The organism is Nocardia canadensis, from assembly GCF_032656385.1.
GTDB classification, from domain to species: Bacteria; Actinomycetota; Actinomycetes; order Mycobacteriales; family Mycobacteriaceae; genus Nocardia; species Nocardia canadensis.
Genome location: NZ_JAVCWB010000008.1, coordinates 927,327 through 945,145 on the forward strand (window position 1 = coordinate 927,327; position 17,819 = coordinate 945,145).

22 protein-coding genes are annotated in these 17,819 nt (G+C 69.4%); 15 read left to right on the plus strand and 7 right to left on the minus strand.

Going from position 1 to position 17,819, the window contains the following annotated elements:
- Positions 1-82: 82 nt before the first annotated feature.
- The gene (locus tag Q7X29_RS18050; RefSeq protein WP_316574798.1) at positions 83-391 is read right to left on the minus strand and encodes a hypothetical protein; all 309 of its coding nucleotides are present in this window, start codon (positions 389-391) and stop codon (positions 83-85) included.
- A 34-nt stretch (positions 392-425) separates the two neighbouring features.
- Between Q7X29_RS18050 and Q7X29_RS18055 the strand changes: the two genes are divergently transcribed.
- A complete protein-coding gene (locus Q7X29_RS18055) occupies positions 426-602 on the plus strand; it encodes a hypothetical protein (protein WP_316574799.1) in 177 nt (58 codons plus the stop codon).
- Between the two features lie 17 nt (positions 603-619).
- Here the strand turns inward: Q7X29_RS18055 and Q7X29_RS18060 are convergent, their stop codons facing one another.
- Complete coding sequence (locus Q7X29_RS18060) at positions 620-1,501, minus strand: LysR family transcriptional regulator (RefSeq protein WP_255588260.1); 882 nt, start codon at positions 1,499-1,501, stop codon at positions 620-622.
- A gap of 124 nt (positions 1,502-1,625) precedes the next feature.
- On the opposite strand from Q7X29_RS18060, the gene Q7X29_RS18065 reads away from it, so the two are divergent.
- Genes Q7X29_RS18065 through Q7X29_RS18085 form a run of 5 tightly spaced genes read left to right on the plus strand, consistent with a single transcriptional unit; the run spans position 1,626 to position 6,469 of the window.
- Positions 1,626-3,068: a form I ribulose bisphosphate carboxylase large subunit gene (locus tag Q7X29_RS18065; RefSeq protein WP_218720165.1), complete on the plus strand. Its 1,443-nt coding sequence runs from the start codon at positions 1,626-1,628 to the stop codon at positions 3,066-3,068.
- 8 nt (positions 3,069-3,076) lie between these two features.
- Positions 3,077-3,499: a ribulose bisphosphate carboxylase small subunit gene (locus Q7X29_RS18070; RefSeq protein WP_218720166.1), complete on the plus strand. Its 423-nt coding sequence runs from the start codon at positions 3,077-3,079 to the stop codon at positions 3,497-3,499.
- Complete coding sequence (locus Q7X29_RS18075; RefSeq protein WP_316574800.1) at positions 3,489-4,508, plus strand: AAA family ATPase; 1,020 nt, start codon at positions 3,489-3,491, stop codon at positions 4,506-4,508. The genes Q7X29_RS18070 and Q7X29_RS18075 overlap by 11 nt, the downstream gene beginning before the upstream one ends.
- Positions 4,493-5,581: a class 1 fructose-bisphosphatase gene (locus tag Q7X29_RS18080; RefSeq protein ID WP_218720168.1), complete on the plus strand. Its 1,089-nt coding sequence runs from the start codon at positions 4,493-4,495 to the stop codon at positions 5,579-5,581. Before Q7X29_RS18075 ends, Q7X29_RS18080 begins: the two co-directional genes overlap by 16 nt.
- 9 nt (positions 5,582-5,590) lie before the next feature.
- Entirely contained in the window at positions 5,591-6,469 is an 879-nt protein-coding gene (locus Q7X29_RS18085; protein ID WP_218720169.1) for a phosphoribulokinase, read from the plus strand.
- Between the two features lie 12 nt (positions 6,470-6,481).
- Here Q7X29_RS18085 and Q7X29_RS18090 read toward each other — a convergent pair whose 3' ends face one another.
- Complete coding sequence (locus Q7X29_RS18090) at positions 6,482-7,510, minus strand: hypothetical protein (protein ID WP_316574801.1); 1,029 nt, start codon at positions 7,508-7,510, stop codon at positions 6,482-6,484.
- A gap of 111 nt (positions 7,511-7,621) precedes the next feature.
- Between Q7X29_RS18090 and Q7X29_RS18095 the strand changes: the two genes are divergently transcribed.
- On the plus strand, positions 7,622-8,212 hold the full coding sequence (locus tag Q7X29_RS18095; protein WP_316574802.1) for a TetR/AcrR family transcriptional regulator: 591 nt from the start codon (positions 7,622-7,624) through the stop codon (positions 8,210-8,212).
- A 6-nt stretch (positions 8,213-8,218) separates the two neighbouring features.
- On the opposite strand, the gene dinB is transcribed toward Q7X29_RS18095, so the two are convergent.
- A complete protein-coding gene (dinB, locus tag Q7X29_RS18100; RefSeq protein ID WP_316574803.1) occupies positions 8,219-9,454 on the minus strand; it encodes a DNA polymerase IV in 1,236 nt (411 codons plus the stop codon).
- Between the two features lie 118 nt (positions 9,455-9,572).
- Between dinB and Q7X29_RS18105 the strand changes: the two genes are divergently transcribed.
- From Q7X29_RS18105 to Q7X29_RS18130, 6 genes are read left to right on the plus strand one after another with little or no spacing between them, the layout of a single operon-like run.
- Positions 9,573-9,950 carry a BlaI/MecI/CopY family transcriptional regulator gene (locus Q7X29_RS18105; protein WP_308248596.1) on the plus strand — a complete coding sequence of 126 codons (378 nt, stop codon included), beginning with the start codon at positions 9,573-9,575 and terminating at the stop codon, positions 9,948-9,950.
- Complete coding sequence (locus Q7X29_RS18110; protein WP_316574804.1) at positions 9,950-11,029, plus strand: winged helix DNA-binding domain-containing protein; 1,080 nt, start codon at positions 9,950-9,952, stop codon at positions 11,027-11,029. Before Q7X29_RS18105 ends, Q7X29_RS18110 begins: the two co-directional genes overlap by 1 nt.
- Before the next feature lie 59 nt (positions 11,030-11,088).
- On the plus strand, positions 11,089-12,168 hold the full coding sequence (locus Q7X29_RS18115; RefSeq protein WP_316574805.1) for an NAD(P)H-dependent amine dehydrogenase family protein: 1,080 nt from the start codon (positions 11,089-11,091) through the stop codon (positions 12,166-12,168).
- Positions 12,165-12,644, plus strand: a complete 480-nt coding sequence (locus Q7X29_RS18120; RefSeq protein ID WP_218720174.1) for a carboxymuconolactone decarboxylase family protein — start codon at positions 12,165-12,167, stop codon at positions 12,642-12,644. Before Q7X29_RS18115 ends, Q7X29_RS18120 begins: the two co-directional genes overlap by 4 nt.
- Before the next feature lie 24 nt (positions 12,645-12,668).
- Positions 12,669-13,082 carry an NUDIX hydrolase gene (locus Q7X29_RS18125; RefSeq protein WP_218720175.1) on the plus strand — a complete coding sequence of 138 codons (414 nt, stop codon included), beginning with the start codon at positions 12,669-12,671 and terminating at the stop codon, positions 13,080-13,082.
- Positions 13,079-13,567: a hypothetical protein gene (locus tag Q7X29_RS18130; protein ID WP_218720176.1), complete on the plus strand. Its 489-nt coding sequence runs from the start codon at positions 13,079-13,081 to the stop codon at positions 13,565-13,567. The genes Q7X29_RS18125 and Q7X29_RS18130 overlap by 4 nt, the downstream gene beginning before the upstream one ends.
- 6 nt (positions 13,568-13,573) lie before the next feature.
- On the opposite strand, the gene Q7X29_RS18135 is transcribed toward Q7X29_RS18130, so the two are convergent.
- From Q7X29_RS18135 to Q7X29_RS18145, 3 genes are all read right to left on the minus strand, one after another.
- The gene (locus Q7X29_RS18135; RefSeq protein ID WP_316574806.1) at positions 13,574-13,756 is read right to left on the minus strand and encodes a hypothetical protein; all 183 of its coding nucleotides are present in this window, start codon (positions 13,754-13,756) and stop codon (positions 13,574-13,576) included.
- A 75-nt stretch (positions 13,757-13,831) separates the two neighbouring features.
- Positions 13,832-15,256, minus strand: a complete 1,425-nt coding sequence (locus Q7X29_RS18140; protein ID WP_316574807.1) for an MFS transporter — start codon at positions 15,254-15,256, stop codon at positions 13,832-13,834.
- Positions 15,257-15,270: 14 nt separating this feature from the next.
- Positions 15,271-16,074, minus strand: a complete 804-nt coding sequence (locus Q7X29_RS18145) for an acyl-CoA thioesterase (RefSeq protein WP_316574808.1) — start codon at positions 16,072-16,074, stop codon at positions 15,271-15,273.
- A gap of 53 nt (positions 16,075-16,127) precedes the next feature.
- On the opposite strand from Q7X29_RS18145, the gene Q7X29_RS18150 reads away from it, so the two are divergent.
- Positions 16,128-16,601: a winged helix-turn-helix transcriptional regulator gene (locus Q7X29_RS18150; RefSeq protein WP_218720180.1), complete on the plus strand. Its 474-nt coding sequence runs from the start codon at positions 16,128-16,130 to the stop codon at positions 16,599-16,601.
- A gap of 145 nt (positions 16,602-16,746) precedes the next feature.
- Positions 16,747-17,787 (plus strand): fused (3R)-hydroxyacyl-ACP dehydratase subunits HadA/HadB, encoded by a 1,041-nt coding sequence (locus tag Q7X29_RS18155; protein ID WP_316574809.1) that lies wholly within the window; start codon positions 16,747-16,749, stop codon positions 17,785-17,787.
- Positions 17,788-17,819 lie beyond the last annotated feature (32 nt).

Sequence of the window (17,819 nt, forward strand, 5' to 3'; positions counted from 1 at the left end):
CGCCGGGGCGGTAACCCGAACTCGGCGCGGATGCCCGCGAACAGGACCTGGACCCGGTCGCCGAAGGTGATGGCGGCTTCGTTCAGCGCCGCGAGCGCGCCCTGGAGCGGATCGGCCAGGCGCGCGTGGAACAGGGTGTTGACGGCGAAGCGCGGGCACCGGAGCGCAGGGCGGCGAGCGCGGGCCGGACCCACGGACGGTCGGCGAGTCCGGCGTACTTGTAGGCCCGTTCGGCGCAGTACACACTCAACGCACGGAGCTGGTCGACCTCCAATGCGGCGATCGACTCGGCCAGGGCCCGGTCGTATCGGGCGAGTTCGCGGGCGCAGTAGATGTCGGCCAGTGCGGCGATCGGTTCGCCGCCCCATTCCTCGTGCTCCCGCTGCCGCACCTGTTCGGCCGACGTGGAGTCGTCGGAGGTTCCGGTGATCCGCGACGATCGGGGCGAGCTGGCCGAGCCCTTTCCGGTCACCTCCCTGACCTCGCCCGCGCCCAACGCCGGCGAACTGGCGCGCCGGGCCGATACCGTCGACCTGCCGGTGCCGCCGGCCGAGCGGGCCGAGCGCGCGGCCTTCGAAGCGCGCTTCGGGGTCACGCGCTAGCGACCGAGAATGGCCCGCTACGGCCCGATCGCGGCGTGAAAAGCGTCGGTTCCGGTCTCGAGCGGGTCGATCAGGTGCGCCAGGAACAAGCGGGTCGCGGGGGTGGGCGTCGGTGTCGTGACCGCGTGCCAGGCCCGATCCAGCGGGGTGCCCGGCACGTCGATCGTGTGCAGCGCACCGGATTCCAGGTGCTCGCCGACGGCATCGGAATGGATGAGGGTGATGCCGAGGCCTTCGCGGGCGGCGGCGATGACCGCGCCGTGCGACCCCAGCGTCAGGGTGGGCGGGTCGATCTGGAGACGGTCGATCAGCGCGAGAGTCGCTTCGCGGGTGCCGGAACCGTTGCCGCGCAGTAGCCAGGTGTCGTGGCGCGGGTCGTGAGCGTCGTTCGCGCCGACGACGACGAGGGTGCTCGGCCGCCGCGCCTGGATGACCAGGTTGGCCTCGTGCGGGGGCCGACCGGCGATGACGAGATCGGTCTCGTGGTGCTGCAATTCGAGAAACAGCACGTCACGGGGCTGGATCGACAGACTCAGTTCCACATCGGGGTAGCGGTGCCGAAACGACGCCAGCGGACGCAGCACCACCGATTCGCCCGCCGTGGCGACGACGCCGATCCGGAGCCGGCCCGCCTCGGCCTGGCGGACCGCGGCGTGGGCTTCCTTCATCAAGCCCAGGATCCCGCGGCAGTACTCGGCGTAGACCCGCCCCGCCTCGGTGAGCGCGATCCCGCGCCCCGCGCGGGTGATGAGTTTGGCGCCGAGCTGCTTCTCGACATGGGCGACCGCGGCGGAGACGGCCGCTTCGGTGACGTGCAGCTGGGCGGCCGCGCGGCGGATGCTGCCCAGCCGGGCGACCGCGAGGAAGGTTTCCATCCGCCCCGCGCTCACCCTGCCCATTACCCGACGGTAGCAAACTCAACGTTTCGGTTGAGCGTTCCCTGAAACATTCACATTGTTTGCCGCCCGGCCGGGCCTCATCCTGGAATTCGCAAGGCGTACACCGGATTCCACAGGAGGAACGATGGCGGAAGAAACCGAACGGGATCGTTGGGATCCGGGCGTACAGTCCTACGCGTCGATGGGATATTACGCGCCGGACTACGTGCCCGCCGATACCGATGTGCTCGCGGTGTTCCGGGTGACTCCGCAGCGGGGCGTCGATCCGATCGAGGCGGCGGCCGCTGTCGCCGGTGAATCCTCCACTGCGACTTGGACTGTCGTGTGGACCGACCGGCTCACCGCCCACTCGAAGTATCAGGCGAAGTGTTACCGGATCGACGAGGTGCCGGGCAGGCCCGGCGAGTACTTCGCCTACATCGCCTACGATCTGGATCTTTTCGAGGAAGGGTCGATCACCAACCTCACCTCCTCGATCATCGGTAATGTGTTCGGATTCAAACCGCTGCTCGCGCTGCGGCTCGAGGACATGCGTATTCCGGTGGCCTATGTCAAGACCTTCCAGGGCCCGCCGCACGGCACGGTGATGGAGCGCGAATATCTCAACAAATACGGCAGACCGCTGCTGGGCGCGACGGTGAAACCGAAACTCGGTTTGTCCGCCCGGAATTACGGCCGGGTGATCTACGAGGCCTGCAAGGGGGGTCTCGACTTCACCAAGGACGACGAGAACATCAACTCCCAGCCGTTCATGCGCTGGCGCGACCGGTACCTGTTCGCGATGGAGGGCGTGAACCGGGCGATGGCCGAGACCGGCGAGATCAAGGGCCACTACCTCAATGTCACCGCTGCCTCCATGGAGGACATGTACGAGCGGGCCGAGTTCGCCAAGGAACTCGGGTCGGTGGTCATCATGATGGACCTCACCGTCGGCTACACCGCCATGCAGTCGATGTCGAAGTGGGCGCGGCGCAACGGGGTGCTGCTGCACCTGCACCGGGCGGGACACTCGACGTTCACCCGGCAGAAGACGCACGGCGTGAGCTTCCGCGTGCTGGCGAAGTGGTGCCGGCTGATCGGTGTGGACCATGTGCACGCCGGCACCGTGGTGGGCAAATTGGAAGGCGATCCGGCGACCACCCGCGGTTTCTACGACACGTTGCGGGAGAACCACATTCCGACCGACCTCGGCAACGGCATCTTCTTCGATCAGGACTGGGCGAGCCTGCCCGGTGTGATGCCGGTGGCCTCGGGTGGTATCCACGCCGGCCAGATGCATCAGCTGCTCGATCTGTTCGGTGACGACGTCATCCTGCAGTTCGGTGGCGGCACCATCGGCCATCCGCTCGGCATCGCGGCGGGCGCCGAGGCCAACCGGGTCGCGTTGGAAGCGGTCGTCAAGGCCCGCAACGAGGGTCGCGATCTGCTCAAGGAAGGCCCCGACGTGCTGCGCACGGCGGCCTCGACCTGTCGTCCGCTGGAGGTCGCGCTGTCGACCTGGGGTGATGTCACCTTCGATTACACGTCCACCGACGCACCCGACGCGGTGCCGACACCGAGCCTGTAGGGAGCACCATGTATCTGCGACACGGGACGTTCTCGTATCTGCCCGAGCTCACCGACGCCGAGATCGCGGCCCAGGTGCGCTACGCGCTGCTCAACAACTGGCCGGTCTCGATCGAGTACACCGACGACCCGCACCCACGCAACACCTATTGGGAGATGTGGGGGCTGCCACTGTTCGACCTCGACGAACCCGATGGGGTCATGGCCGAGATCAACGCCTGCCGGGCCACGTTCCCCCGGCACTACGTGCGGGTCACCGCCTACGACGCGACCTACACGAAACAGACGACGGCGCTGAGCTTTCTGGTGCAGCGCCCCGCGGAGGAGCCCGGTTTCGAGCTGGCGCGCACCGAGGGGCCGGATCGGCGCCAGATCTACAGCGTGCGGTCCTACGCCACCGGTCGTCCGCAGGGACAGCGGTATGGCGGCTGACGGGTCCGTTTCGGGATTCCGGTTGCCGCGGCCGGGCGTCGGTGACGCCCGGCCGTCGCGCCCGCCCGCCGAGGGCGCCACCGCGACCGAGGAACTGCTGAGCGAGGACGCGCTGTTGGATCTTTCCCTCGACCTGGCCGGGCACGACGTGGCCGAAACACTGGCCGCGCTCGACGCCGAGCTGATCGGCCTGGCGAATGTGAAGGAGCGGGTGCGCGAGATCGCCGCACTGCTGATGATCGACCGGGCGCGGCGGCGCTTCGGGCTCGAATCCTCGCGCCCGACCATGCACATGAGCTTCACCGGCGGGCCCGGCACCGGCAAGACGACGGTGGCGTTGCGGATGGCCCAGATGCTGCACGCGCTGGGCTACATCCGCAAACCCAAGGTGCACACGGTGACCCGCGACGACCTGGTCGGCCAGTTCATCGGCCACACCGCGCCCAAGACCAAGGAGGCGATCGCCAAGGCCGCGGGTGGGGTGCTGTTCATCGACGAGGCCTACTACCTGTTCCGGCCGGAGAACGAGCGCGACTACGGGCAGGAGGTCATCGAGATCCTGCTGCAGGAAATGGAGAGCGAGCGGGCGAACCTGGTCGTCATCTTCGCCGGCTACCCGGACCGGATGGACCGGTTCTTCTCCGCCAACCCGGGCCTGTCTTCGCGGGTGGCCCACCACCTGGAGTTCGCCGACTACACCCACGGTGAACTGATGGGCATCGCCGAACTGATGGTGGCGGGGGAGAACTTCCGGTTCGACGCGGCGGCCCACGTCGCGTTCGCGGAGTACCTGACCGTGCGGATGACCAAACCGCGATTCTCCAACGCGCGCAGCGTGCGCAACGCGATCGACCGGTGCCGGCTGCGGCAGGCCAAGCGGCTGGTCGAGGCGGCGCGACCGCTGTCGAGGACCGACCTGATCACACTGTGCGACCGGGACGTCTATGGCAGCAGCGTGTTCGACGAGACGGTGCAGGAGGTGGCCACGACGCCATGCCCAACGGATTGAAGACCCTCACCCGCTACACGATCGAGGAGGAACACCGTCATCCCGGTTCGTCGGGGGAGTTCTCGGCGCTGGTCAACGTGGTGGCCACGGCGACGAAGATCATCGCCAATCAGGTGACGCGCGGCGCGATCATCAGCTCGACCAGCGACGCGGAACCGTTGTCGGTCAGTGCCCGCCTCGACGTGCTGACCGATGAGATCATGGTGGCGCAGACCCAGTGGACGGGGCATCTGTCGGGGTTGCTGTCCGAGCAGCGCGCCACCGCGCTGCCGGTGCCGGCGACACAGCGGCGCGGGAAGTATCTGCTGGCCTACGACGCGCTGGACGGGTCGAGCAATATCGACGTGAATCTGCCTGTCGGTTCGATCTTCAGCATTCTGCGCGCGCCGCAGGCGGTGCTCGACGGGACGGCCGAACCGGTCGACGCCGATTTCCTGCAGCCGGGGGTGCGGCAGGTCTGTGCGGGGTTCACCCTGTACGGGCCCGCGACGATGCTGGTGCTCACCACCGGCAGCGGCGTGGACGGGTTCACCCTGGACCGTGAGATCGGCGCGTTCGTGCTGACCCATCCGCGCATGCGGATTCCCGAGGACACTTCGGGTTTCGCGATCAACGCCGCCAACGAGCGGTTCTGGGAGCGGCCGGTGCGCCGCTACGTGCAGGAGTGCCTGCAGGGGCTGGACGGGCCGCGGGGGCGTGATTTCAATATGCGCTGGGTCGCGTCGCTGGTGGCCGACACCTTCCACATCCTGACCAGGGGCGGGGTGTACCTCTATCCGCGAGACACCCGCAATCCGGCGCGGCCGGGGCGGGTGTCACTGCTGTACGGGGCGAATCCGATCGCCTTCATCGTCGAGCAGGCGGGCGGGGCGGCGACCACCGGGCACGACCGGGTGATGCTCGTGCCGCCGGCGGAGGTGCATCAGCGGGTGCCGTTCATCTTCGGCTCCCGCACCGAGGTTCTGCGCATCGAGCGCTATCACTCCGAGCCGGACGCGGGCCCGAGCTTCGACAGTTCGCTGTTCGGCACGCGGTCACTGTTCCGTCCGGCCAAGCACGACCAGCGCACTTAGGAGTCGCCCATGTCGGTCAAGCATCCCGTTGTCGCGATCACCGGGTCCTCCGGCGCGGGAACGACGAGTGTCACCCGTACGTTCGAGGAGATCTTCCGCCGCGAGGGGATCAGCGCGGTGGTGGTGGAAGGTGATTCGTTCCACCGGTTCGACCGCGCGGAAATGAAGATCGCGATGGCCGAGGCCGAGCAGCAACGCAATACGACGTTCTCCCATTTCGGCGAGGACGCCAATCTGCTGCCCGAATTGGAAGCGCTGTTCCGGGAATACGGCGAATCCGGCGTCGGGCAGGTCCGCAAATATCTGCACGACGACGAGGAGGCGAAACCGTACGGGCAGCCCGCGGGTACCTTCACCCCGTGGGAGGATCTGGCGCCCGGCAGTGACCTGCTGTTCTACGAGGGATTGCACGGAGCGGCGGTCACCGACGCCGTCGACGTCGCCCAATACACCGATCTGCTGGTGGGGGTGGTGCCGATCATCAATCTCGAGTGGATTCAGAAGGTGTACCGGGACAAGACCCATCGCGGGTATTCCAGTGAGGCGGTGATCGACACGATCTTGCGGCGGATGCCCGATTACGTGAAATACATCTGTCCGCAGTTCTCGCGGACCTATGTGAACTTCCAGCGGGTGCCGACCGTCGACACGTCGAATCCGTTCATCGCGCGCAGTATTCCGACTGCCGACGAGAGTTTCGTGGTGATCCGGTTCGCCGATCCGAAGGTGATCGACTTCCCGTATCTGCTGTCGATGCTGCACGATTCGTTCATGTCGCGGCCGAATTGCATCGTGGTGCCCGGCGGCAAGATGGAACTGGCCATGCAGCTGATCTTCACCCCGCTGATCCTGCGGCTGATGGACAAACGGCCCAAACGGCTCGTGTGAGGGCGGCCGCCGTCACCGGATGGCTACCGGGCTGTGGCGGTGGTACTCGGCGACAGCGGTGAAGGCGGCTTTGGGCTCCCAGTGCAGGTTCGGGTAGGTCCGGCCCGGGTGGTCGAGGACGGCGACGATGCCATAGCTGGCGAGGTCGAGGTCGTCGCGGGGGTCGCCGTCCGCGCGGTGCGGCATGTCGTAGAGAGCGAAGAGGAACACGAACGTCGTGTCGATGCCGCTGTCGTCGAACAACTCCAGCAGCTCGGCGAGGTAGGCGGCCTGGCCTGCTTCGTCGCGGTCGACATCGGCGGTGAGGCGGATCGGGCCGGGGTTGTACTCGACGATGTCGAGGCCGTTGGCGCCGACATCGCCGGCGCCGCGGAAGGTAGCGGCGCCGAATTCGGTGACGGCCACCGGCTTTCCCTGGGCGACGATGTCGCGGATGCCGTCGGCGAAGCGCTCGGCGACCTCGGCGGAGCGATAGAGGTCCAGGGAGACCATATCGAACAGGTCCCAATCGACGCGCTCGAGCGGGATCGCGGCATAGGTCAACGTGCCGCCGAACCGCCGGCGGATCAGCGGCACCGCGGTGTGGAAGAAGTCGTTGAGCCGGGTGCCGACCTGCAGTACCACCTTCGGGAGCGCGTCGGACGCGGTGAGGCCGGCGACTCGCTCGCGCACGGTGGCGCCGGCGAGGAAGCCGATGTTCATGATGCTGATCTCGGCGCCGATGACGAAGACGACCTCGGCTCCGCGACGCCGGAGTCGCTCCGCGCGGTCGGCGCAGTCGAGCAGGAGCGCCACCATCTCCTCGGCGGTCTGTTCCAGCGGATAGGGCGAGAACCACACCTCCAGACCGAGGTCGGCGGCCAAGCCCGCAGCGACCTCGAGGCGGTCGGCGTCGCCGCCCACGAGCCGGACCGCGGTGCAGTGCAGGTCGTCGCGGATGATCCGCAGCTCCGCGCGCACGACGTCGGGATCGAAGTCGGTGCGGGAGGACAGGCCGTCTCGGAGGAAGCCGGTGTCGTAGGTGATGCCCTGGGCTCGCATGGTGTCGCCTTTCGCCAGATATACGGTACGCGACGTACCCTAATGGCGGGGTGAGCTGCAGGCAAGGCGTATTTGGGAAGGTACGATGCCCGGGAGCTGAGGAGGTCGCCGGTGGCGGACAAGGTCACGCGCAGACGCGGGACGGAACTCGAGGACGCGATCCTGCGTGCCGCGGCGGCGGAGCTGAGCGAGGGCGGCTACGCCCGGCTGACCATGGACAAGGTCGCCCAGCGCGCGGGGACCAACAAGAACGCCCTCTACCGCCGCTGGCCGAATCGGCTCGCCCTCGGCATTGCGGCCTACCGGCTCCTGACGACCACCGTCGACATCCCCGACACCGGCGACCTGCGCGCCGACGCGCTGGAACTGCTGCGCCGAGCCAATCGGCACTGGAGTTCGGCACTCGGTGCGATCATGCGCGAACTACTCGCGGCGGCGGGCGGCGCCGCCGAACTGCTCGCCCAGCTGCCCGAACAGTCGGTCGACGCGACGGCGGCCACCTGGCTGACCGTGCTGGGCCGCGCGGTGGCGCGCGGTGAGGCGGCCCCGGAATGTCTGCATCCGCGAGTCGCCACCGTGGCGATCGTGCTGCTGCGCAACGAGTTCGTGCTGCGAGGCGTGCCGACCGCGCCCGACGACGTCCTCGTCGAGATCATCGACGAGGTGTATCTGCCGCTGGTCCGCCGGCGCGGTCGCGGGTGAGCGCGGTCAGTCGGGGAGCAGTGGAACCGACAGGCCTTCCCCGGTGGTGAGCAGTGTGGCGCGGGTGACGGCGGCCGAGCCGAACCGGCGGCGCAGATCGTCGAGGGTCGCGTCGAGCGTGTTCTCGGCGCGGGGTTCCAGCGGGAGGGTCAACTGCATGGTGTCGGCGTCGTCGAGATTGGTCAGCGACAATCCGATGAGTGTGATTCCGCGTTCGGCGATCAGCGGCTGCGCGGTGTCGAGCAGCAGGCGGGCGGCGTGGCGCAGCGACACGGTGGCGTCGGTGGCCTCGACCAGGGTGTGTGAGCGGGTCGCGCGGGTGAAGTCGTCGAAGCGCAGTTGCAGGATGACGGTGCGGCACACGCGATCCGCGGCGCGCAGCCGTCGGCCCAGCCGGTCGGTGAGACCGTCGAGGTAGGCCGCGATCTCCTCCGGGGTGCGGTGGCGGCGGCCCAGCGCGCGCTGCGCACCGATCGAGCGCCTGCGCTTGCCGGTCTCCACCCGTCGCGGATCGCGGCCCCACGACAGCGCGAACAGATGCCGTGCCGCGCCCGGCCCGAGGATGGCGCGCAGATGCGGTTCCCCGAGTTCGGCGAGCTGCCCGACCCGGGTGATGTTGTTCTCGTGCAGGGTCGCGGCGGTCACCGCGCCGACGCCCCAGAGTCGTTCCACCGGCAGCGGGTGCAGGAAGTCGAGCTCGCGGCCCGGCTCCACCAGCCGCAGCCCGTCGGGTTTGGCCACCGCGGAGGCGACTTTGGCGAGGAACTTGTTGCGGGCGATGCCGACGGAGATCGGCAGCCCGACCTCGCTGCTGATCCGGGCGCGCAGAGCACGGGCGATCTCGATCGGCTCGCCGCTGATTCGCCGCAACCCGCCCACGTCGAGGAAGGCTTCGTCGATCGAGATGCCCTCCACGATCGGGGTGGTGTCGTGGAAGACCGCGAACACCGCCTTGCTCGCCGCGGCATAGGCCGACATCCGCGGCGGCACCACCACCGCGTGCGGACACAGGCGCAGTGCCTGTCCGGCGTTCATCGGTGTCCGGATGCCGAACGCCTTGGCCTCGTAGCTCGCGGCGAGCACCACCCCGCCGCCCACGATGACGGGCTTGCCCCGCAACCACGGCTGATCGCGTTGCTCGACCGAGGCGTAGAACGAATCCAGATCGGCGTGCAGGATCGACGCCTCGGCGCGGGTCTGGATGCGCTGGCGGCGGGGCGTAGCGGAGTCGGACACGAACATATGTTCGCATCGGGGTCCGACAGGTGGGGTTGCCGCGCGATAGCGGTCTCACCGAGCCCCACCCGGTAATGTGAAGCCGGTTTCGGCGAGTCGGCGATGATGAGGGAGACGGTAGGCGGTGCGTGGTTTCGGTGATCTCGAGGCGGTGCTGATGGACCGCCTCTGGGATCGCGATGTGGACTCGACCACCGTGCGCGAACTGTTCGACGAACTCGCCGCCGAACGCGATATCGCCTACACCACGGTCATGTCGACCATGGACAACCTGCATCGCAAGGGATGGCTGGCCAGGGAACGCGACGGTCGCGCCTACCGGTACTGGCCGACGATGACCCGCGAGGAACACAGCGCCCAGCTCATGCACGAGGCGCTCGGGATCGGCGGCCGGTCCGATCTCGTGCTGAGTCATTTCGTCGACCGGATCAGTGACGACGAATTCGCCGGATTGCGGGCCGCGTTACGCCGGGTCGCCACCCGGCGCGCGGAGGAGAACTAATGCTCGAAGTCGGGTGGGACCAGGTTTTCGCCTGGCGGTTGCGCAGGCAGTTCGTCGCCGAGCCCAGCACAAGCGGGGTCGAGGCGATCGCTGCCCGGCTGGCCGGGGTGCAGGCGCAGGTCGCCTCGGCGGCGGAGACGGCCGTCGCGATCCGCAGCGGTGACGCGGCGCCGACCGCGGTGGCCGACGCGCTCGGCGCGGGCACGCTCGTCAAGACCTGGGCGATGCGCGGCACCCTGCACGCGATGGTCCCCGACCAGGCCGCGGCAGCGCTGTCGCTGATCGGCGCGGCGCGCACGTGGGAGAAGCCCTCGTGGCAGAAGACCTTCGGCGCCACCCCCGAGCAGGTGGCGGCGCTGGTGGAGGTGGTCTCCGCGGTCCTGGCCGACCGGGTCCTCACCCGCGAGGAACTCGTCGACGCCGTGCTCGCCGAGCCCGGCTTCGCCCACCTCGGCGAGCAGCTGCGCTCCGGCTGGGGCGCGGTGCTCAAGCCGCTGGCCTGGCAGGGTGCGCTGTGCCATGGTCCCGCGCGCGGTACGAAGATCACCTTCACCAGTCCCGGGCATCTGGTCCCCGGTTGGACCGGCGTTCCCGACCCCGAACTCGCCGCGCCGACCCTGATCAGTGCCTACCTCGGCGCGTACGGTCCGGCGACGCCGGAGGTCTTCGACGCCTGGCTCAGCCGCAACAGCCTGCGCAAGACCGTGGTCCGCGGTTGGTTCGCCGCGCTGGGCGACGCGCTGACAGAGGTCGACGTCGAGGGCCGCCGCGGCTGGATCCCGACCGAACTCGCCGACGAACTGGCCGATGCGCGCCTCGACGGCGCCGTTCACCTGCTCGGGCCTTTCGATCAGTACGTCCTGGGTCCCGGCACCGCCGATACCGCGCTGCTGCCGGCCGAGCATCGGGCGAAGGTCAGTCGCACGGCCGGTTGGATCTCGCCGCTGGTCGTGGTCGACGGGCGGATCGCGGGGACCTGGGATCGCGTCGACGGCGAGGTCGTGGTGTCGATGTTCGACGGTGGACAGCTGCCCGCGCGGGCGCTGTCGTCGGCGGTGGCGGCGGTGCGAGAGGGCTGATCAGAGGCCGGATTTCGGATAATCCGGACACCGAACCAAGCGCTTGCTACGCTCGCGCGATGATCCCCACGATCGTCTGGGGCACCGGCAACGTAGGCCGAGCGGCCCTGCGTGCCGTGGCTGCCCACCCGGCGCTGGAACTCACGGGGGTGCTGGTGCACAACCCCGACAAGGTCGGGCGTGACGCCGGTACGCTCGCCGGACTCGACTACGGGCTGGGGGTGGCGGCCACCCACGACATCGACGCGCTGCTGGCCACCGGGCCGCGCGCGGTCGTCTACGCCGCCTCCGGCGATATCCGTCCCGACGAGGCCCTCGCCGACATCGTGCGCGCGATCCGCGCCGGTGCCGTCGTCGTCACGCCGGCCCTCTATGCCCTCTACGACCCGCGCAACGCACCCGCGGAGCTGCGTGACCCGGTGCTGGCCGCGATCGCCGAGGGTGGCGGTTCGCTGTTCGTCTCCGGCGTCGATCCCGGCTGGGGCAACGATGTGCTGCCGCTGTTGATCAGCGGGCTCTCGAGCACCGTCGAGGTGGTGCGCTGCCAGGAGATCTTCGACTACTCCACCTACGACCAGCCCGACTCGGTGCGTTATCTGGTCGGCATGGGACAGCCGATGGACTACCAGCCGCCGATGCTGCTGCCCTCGGTGCCCACCATGGTCTGGGGCGGGCAGGTCCGGCTCATGGCCAGGGCGCTGGGCGTGGAACTCGACGAGATCCGCGAGACGCTGGACCGGCGTGCACTCGATGCGACGGTGCAGACCGTGCAGATGGGTGACTTCGATGCGGGCACCCAGGGCGCGGTGCGCTTCGAAGTGCAGGGCATCGTCGACGGGGAGCCACGCATCGTCATCGAGCACGTCACCCGGATCCATCCCAGCTGCGCACCGGATTGGCCCACACCGCCCGACGGCGTCGGCGCGCACCGCGTGATCATCGAGGGCACGCCCCGCATCGAGGTCAGCGTCGAAGCCGCCGACGAGGGCGGCAACCGATCGGCGGGCGGTAACGCCACGGCGGTGGGCCGCTTGGTGAACGCCATCGACTGGCTGGTCGAGGCCGAACCCGGCCTCTACGACGCACTCGATGTGCCGCTGCGGGCAGCGGTCGGCAAACTCGGAAGGAAAACACCATGATCATCGACATTCCCGAAGGCAAGGACCCGATCGGCTACGTCTGGGGCGAGATGGTTCCCGGGATCGGTGTCGCCGCCGCCGCGTTCTCGCTGTCGGTCTACGAGCACTCGACCCTGGGGCTGCGCGAGTTCGAGGCGGCCAGGCTGCGGATCGCGCAGATCAACGGGTGCCTGTTCTGTCAGGACTGGCGCACCGAACGCGACGGGCAGAAGGTCGAGGCCGAGTTCGCCGACGCCGTCACGAACTGGCGCACCACCGAACTGTTCGACGAGCGCGCTCGGCTCGCCGCCGAATACGCCGAGCGCTACGCCACCGACCACCATAGCCTCGACGACGAGTTCTGGGCCAGGATGTTCGAGCACTACACCCAGACCGAGGTGGTCGAGCTCAGCATGAGCATCGGGTCGTGGCTGGCCTTCGGCCGACTCAACCGGGTTCTCGGCCTGGACACCGTCTGCGTGCTGCCCGGCCACTGACCGAGGCGCAGTAGGCTGCGGGCCGTGGTGGACTCTCCGGTACAGCAGCTGATCGACACCGTGGCCTGGGTACTGATCGAGGACGGGCGCATCCTGTGCGCGCGCCCCCGGGGCAAGGACGTCTTCTTCATCCCCGGTGGGAAACGCGAGGGCGCCGAAACCGATGTGGAGACGCTGGTGCGTGAGGTCGCCGAGGAGCTGAGCGTGGATCTGGCGCCGGAGAGCGCGGCCCATGTCGGCACCTACGAGGCCGCGATCTCCGATGGTCATCCCACCGTCGTGCGGATGGCTTGTTACACCGCCGACTATCGCGGTGTTCTCACCGCCAGCAGCGAGATCGAGGCACTGGCGTGGTTCGGCTATCGTGATCGTGACCTGGTGCCGCCGGTCGACCAATTGCTCTTCGACGACTTGGCGGCAGCGGGTTCGCTACGGTGAGCGCGCTCGGGCGGACGATCATCTACGCGCTGCTCGCGCTGCCCCTGGCCGTGTCACCGGTGCGGACCCGGCTCCGGGTGCCGCGCCTGCTCCTGCACGAACCCGTTTCCGCCCGGCGGGTCTCAGCGCTGCGCTGTGTGGTCCACTCCGTCCTGTCTGCAGGGGCCGGCGTGGTCGCCTGGTTTCTCACCCTGCTCGCCGGTCTGGTCCTGGTCCGCGGCCTCGCCTACCCGCTGGTCGCCGCGAACGCCTACGAAACCTCGTGGGGCGGGCCCACACTCGCCGGAGCCTGGGCCGTGCACGCCGCACTCGGCCTGCTGCTGGCTCCGGCCTTCCTCGGTGTCGTGGCTCTGCTCGGCCGCCTCGAATTACGGCTGACCCGCACCGTCCTCGGCCGCGACGGAACCTGGTGGACCATCCCGATCAGCCTCGCCCTCACCGCCGCGGGCGCGGTGTTCTTCGTCGCCTGGACCCACCAGATCTGATCGCGCTCAGGCGAATTCGCGGTCTCGTGGTGCGTCCTCGGGCATCATCACCGGATAGCGCACCAGCCGAAACCCGGTGACCGTGAGCCGCATCGGCCGCACCCGCCGGCGCACTTCGCCCAGTTCGTCGGCGGTCGCCGGGCGCCTGGCGCCGCCGATCGCGAGGTTGCCGCGTCTCGGTGCGGGCACCAGGATCGGGTATCGCGCCGCTGCGCGGAGCCGCGACCCCGTTCTCGGTTCGACCTCGACCGGGAGCCGGTCCGCCTATCCGTGCGGTGCCGGTTCCAGCTCGGTGTCCTGCTTGGTCTCGGTCGGGTTCGTGGTGGGGCGGATGCCGAGGCCGATCAGGCCGGCCAGGACCGCGACTGCCGCGGTCACGTACCAGGCGCGGTGGAAGGCGTCGAGTGTGGCGGCGGGTGTCTCGGGAGCGCCGAGCAAGGCGACCAGGAGGGCGACGCCGACCGCGAGGCCGAGCTGGCGGGACATGCTCAGGACGGCCGACCCCGTCGCGAAGCGATGCGGGGCGAGGGTTCCCGCGCCCGCGGCGAAGGCGGTGGGCAGGGTGAGGCCGACGCCCAGGCCGGTCAGCAGCATTCCGCCGAGCAGTCCGGACGGGTAGTCCGGTGTCAGCTCGGCTGCCCGCGCCCACCACAGCAGTCCGCCGCCGAAGGCCAGCCCGCCGGCGGCGATCACCGGGCCCGCACCGACGCGGCCGATGATCCGGCCCGCCGCGATCGCGACGAACGGGACGAGCAGCGGCCCCGGCGCGATCGCGAGCCCGGTCCGCAGTGCCGACCAGCCCCACACGTTCTGCGCCCACAGTGTCACCGACAGCAACATGCCCGCGAACGCGATCTGGAACACGAGTGAATTGGCGCTCGCCAGCGTGAAATTCGGAGCGCGCAGCAGTGCCGGGTCCACCACCGGACTGTGGTGCCGCGCCGAGGACACGGCGAATACCCCACCGAGGACGATCGCCACCGCGAACGCGGCCAGCACTCCCGTCGACGTCCACCCCCACTCCGGGCCCTGCACCACGGCCAGGATGAACGACCCGACGGCGCCGATCAGCGCCACCGCGCCCAGCAGATCGGGCAGCGGGCCGCGCTCGGCGGCCGGGCGCGGCAGCGTGCGCGCACCGACCGCCAGGGCGGCCAGCCCGATCGGCACGTTCACCAGAAACACCCAGCGCCAATCGAGTTCGACGAGCAACCCACCGATCACCGGCCCCAGCGCGGCACCGAGACCACCGAACGCGACCCACAACCGCACCGCGCCCGCGCGCCGCTCGGGTGGTGTCGCGGCCAGCACCAGGGCCAGCGAAGACGGTGTCAGCAGCGCGCACCCGACGGCCTGGACGACGCGGAACCCGACGAGCGAGCCCACATCCCAGGCCACCGCGCACAGCGCCGAACCCGCGACGAAGACCGCGAGGCCGATCAGGAAGGTCGCGCGATTGCCGTTGCGGTCGCCGAGGCGGCCTGCGGGCACGAGCAGCGCGGCGAAGACGATCGCGTAGAGGTTGAGCACCCAGGACAGCCCGGTGAGCCCGGCGCCGAAATCGGTGGCCATGGCGGGCAGGGCGACATTGACGATGAACAGGTCCAGGCTCGACAGCAGGACGCCGGTGGAGACGACGGCGAGCACCACCCGGGGATCGGTGGGGCGCGCGGTGGCAACGGAATTCATGCGGAAGCTCTCGATCAGCCGAGGACGCGGCGGGTTTGGCGGGCGGTGGCGAGCAGGACTCCGTCGCGGTCCCAGATGTCGGTGTCGTCGACCGTCCAGCCGTCGCCGGCGCTGACCGCGGCGGCACGCACCAGTACGGGAGCCTCGGCGCGGCGGGCGGTGTCGGTGTGCAGTTGCAGCGACAGGGTGACGGTGGGCACCGCCACCGGGGCGGTGAGCAGTGGGAACAGTCCGGGCGGGAGCGCGTCGGCGAGCACGGCCAGGCTCGGCGCGTCCAGCGGCAGGGCGGGATCGAGCGCGATCCAGGCGCACATCATCGCCTCGTCGGCGCCGCTGAGCGGTAGCGGGCCCGCGGCGGGCCGGATGACGAAATGCGCACCGACCGGGACGATCTGCGGCGGCAACGGGAACAGCGCGCACTCCTGCGGGGCCGCGACGGTGGGTGCGGGCCGGGCGGAGTGGGCGGCGATCGCGGTCGTGCTCGCCGCGCCGAGGGTGATCGAGGCCGCGGCGACGGCCACGCCGTTCTGCTCGGCGACCACGTCGAGGATCGTCGTGCTGCGCCCGACGACGTGCTCGGTCGTGCGCAGGGTGAACGCGCCGGTCGCGGGCCTGCCGAGGAAGCGGATCTCGGCGGCGCGCACGGGCTGGTCGCGGGTGCTCGCGCGCTGGGCGGTCTCGATCAGCAGTCCGGCGAGCGCGCCACCGTGCGGGCCGGTCCAGCCCCGCCAGGAATCGTCGACGACGGCGTGCCAACGCCCCGATTCGGCGGCGGTGAGGGCGAATTCCGCACCCAACCGCCCAGTGAGTTTCATCATGAAACTTACGGTAGATGGGTGAGTTCTTTGACGCAACCCACTAGACTCGGGGTATGCGCCGCACCAGTTTCGAGGACATGAACTGCTCCCTGGCCCAATGCCTGGAGGTGGTCGGGGAGTGGTGGACGCTGCTGATCGTGCGTGACGCCCTGTTCGGGGTGACCCGTTTCGACGAGTTCCGCGACCGGCTCGGTATCGCCCGCAACGTGCTCACCCAACGCCTCGACGGCCTGGTCGAACACGGGATCATGACCAAGGAGCCCTATCAGGACAACCCGGTCCGCTACGACTACCTGCTCACCCCCAAGGGGCGCTCGCTGTGGCAGGTCGTCACCGCGATGCGGCAGTGGGGCGACGAATGGGCCGCGCCCGACGGCGCGCCGGTCGTGGCCGTGCATCGCGCCTGCGGTCACGTCGCCACCGTCGAACCGGTGTGCTCGCACTGCGGCGAGCGGGTGATCGGCCGGGATCTGACGCCGATCGACGGGCCCGGAGCCGGTCCGGTGTCGCTGCTGCCGACGCGCTGACCACGCCGGGGTGGGTTCGGCCGCGGCCCGCGGAGCGCGTGCGTACCGGGCGACGCCACTGTGAAGTGTGCCAAGGTGTGCGCGGTGTGGCGAGGAGTCCGCTAGCCTGCCGGGTGTCCGTTCCCCGAACGAAGGTGATCGAAAAGTGACTTCCGTGGTCGATGCCCCTGATATCGCGTCGAAGGTTGGGCATTACTACCGGGTCGACGACGTCTACGAGGTCGGCCGCGAGAAGATCCGCGAATATGCCCGCGCGGTACAGGATTTCCACCCCGCGCACTGGGACGAGGACGCGGCGCTCGCGCTGGGCTATCCGGGCCTGGTCGCGCCGCTGACCTTCGTCTCCATCCCGGCCATGGCCGCCAACCGACCGCTGTTCGAGTCGGTCGTCGTCGGCTACGACATGTTCGTGCAGACCGAGCAGGTCTTCGAACAGCACAAGCCGATCGTCGCCGGTGACCGGCTGGTCGTCGACGTCGAACTGTCGTCGGTACGCCGGATCGCGGGCAAGGACCTGATCACCGTCACCAACACCTTCGCCGACGAATCCGGCGAGACGGTGCACATCATGCACACCACGGTCGTCGGCATCACCGGCGAGGGCGTCGATCCCGAGATCACCAGCGCGGTGGAGAACGTGATGGTCCACGGCGTCAAGGTGTTCGGCAACAGCGACACCTCGGCCCAGGAGCCGGTCGAGACCACCCTGCGGCCGGAAGGCGAGCTCCGGCTCTCGGTCGCCGGCGCGGCCCGCGTCCCCAGCACGACACTGGCGTTCGAGGAACTCACCGTCGGTGCCGAGCTGCCGCTGCGCGACGCGCACCTCTCGCGCGGTGACCTCGTCAACTACGCGGGCGTCTCCGGCGACAACAACCCGATCCACTGGGACGAGAGCATCGCCCGCCTCGCCGGCCTGCCCAACGTGATCGCACACGGCATGCTCACCATGGGTCTGGGCGCCGGTTTCGTCTCGACCTGGTCCGGCGATCCGGGCGCGGTGACCCGCTACGGCGTGCGGCTGTCGAACTACACCATCGTCGACTTCCAGAGCGGCGGCGGGGTGGAGTTCACCGGCCGGGTGAAGTCGCTCGACGCCGACACCAAGACCGCGGTGATCGCGATCGTCGCCAAGTCCGGTGGCCGCAAGATCTTCGGCCTGGCCACCACCACCCTGCGCTTCCGCTGATCCGATCGTGGTGAACCCGGACGGCCGGGTTC

What these genes read in the sequence shown, in the direction of transcription:
- Q7X29_RS18060 (WP_255588260.1), bottom strand. Translation starts at nt 1,501, where the DNA reads ATGGGCAGGGTGAGCGCGGGGCGGATGGAAACCTTCCTCGCGGTCGCC.
- Q7X29_RS18065 (WP_218720165.1), top strand. Translation starts at nt 1,626, where the DNA reads ATGGCGGAAGAAACCGAACGGGATCGTTGGGATCCGGGCGTACAGTCC.
- Q7X29_RS18070 (WP_218720166.1), top strand. Translation starts at nt 3,077, where the DNA reads ATGTATCTGCGACACGGGACGTTCTCGTATCTGCCCGAGCTCACCGAC.
- Q7X29_RS18075 (WP_316574800.1), top strand. Translation starts at nt 3,489, where the DNA reads ATGGCGGCTGACGGGTCCGTTTCGGGATTCCGGTTGCCGCGGCCGGGC.
- Q7X29_RS18080 (WP_218720168.1), top strand. Translation starts at nt 4,493, where the DNA reads ATGCCCAACGGATTGAAGACCCTCACCCGCTACACGATCGAGGAGGAA.
- Q7X29_RS18085 (WP_218720169.1), top strand. Translation starts at nt 5,591, where the DNA reads ATGTCGGTCAAGCATCCCGTTGTCGCGATCACCGGGTCCTCCGGCGCG.
- Q7X29_RS18090 (WP_316574801.1), bottom strand. Translation starts at nt 7,510, where the DNA reads ATGCGAGCCCAGGGCATCACCTACGACACCGGCTTCCTCCGAGACGGC.
- dinB (WP_316574803.1), bottom strand. Translation starts at nt 9,454, where the DNA reads ATGTTCGTGTCCGACTCCGCTACGCCCCGCCGCCAGCGCATCCAGACC.
- Q7X29_RS18110 (WP_316574804.1), top strand. Translation starts at nt 9,950, where the DNA reads ATGCTCGAAGTCGGGTGGGACCAGGTTTTCGCCTGGCGGTTGCGCAGG.
- Q7X29_RS18115 (WP_316574805.1), top strand. Translation starts at nt 11,089, where the DNA reads ATGATCCCCACGATCGTCTGGGGCACCGGCAACGTAGGCCGAGCGGCC.
- Q7X29_RS18120 (WP_218720174.1), top strand. Translation starts at nt 12,165, where the DNA reads ATGATCATCGACATTCCCGAAGGCAAGGACCCGATCGGCTACGTCTGG.
- Q7X29_RS18140 (WP_316574807.1), bottom strand. Translation starts at nt 15,256, where the DNA reads ATGAATTCCGTTGCCACCGCGCGCCCCACCGATCCCCGGGTGGTGCTC.
- Q7X29_RS18145 (WP_316574808.1), bottom strand. Translation starts at nt 16,074, where the DNA reads ATGATGAAACTCACTGGGCGGTTGGGTGCGGAATTCGCCCTCACCGCC.
- Q7X29_RS18150 (WP_218720180.1), top strand. Translation starts at nt 16,128, where the DNA reads ATGCGCCGCACCAGTTTCGAGGACATGAACTGCTCCCTGGCCCAATGC.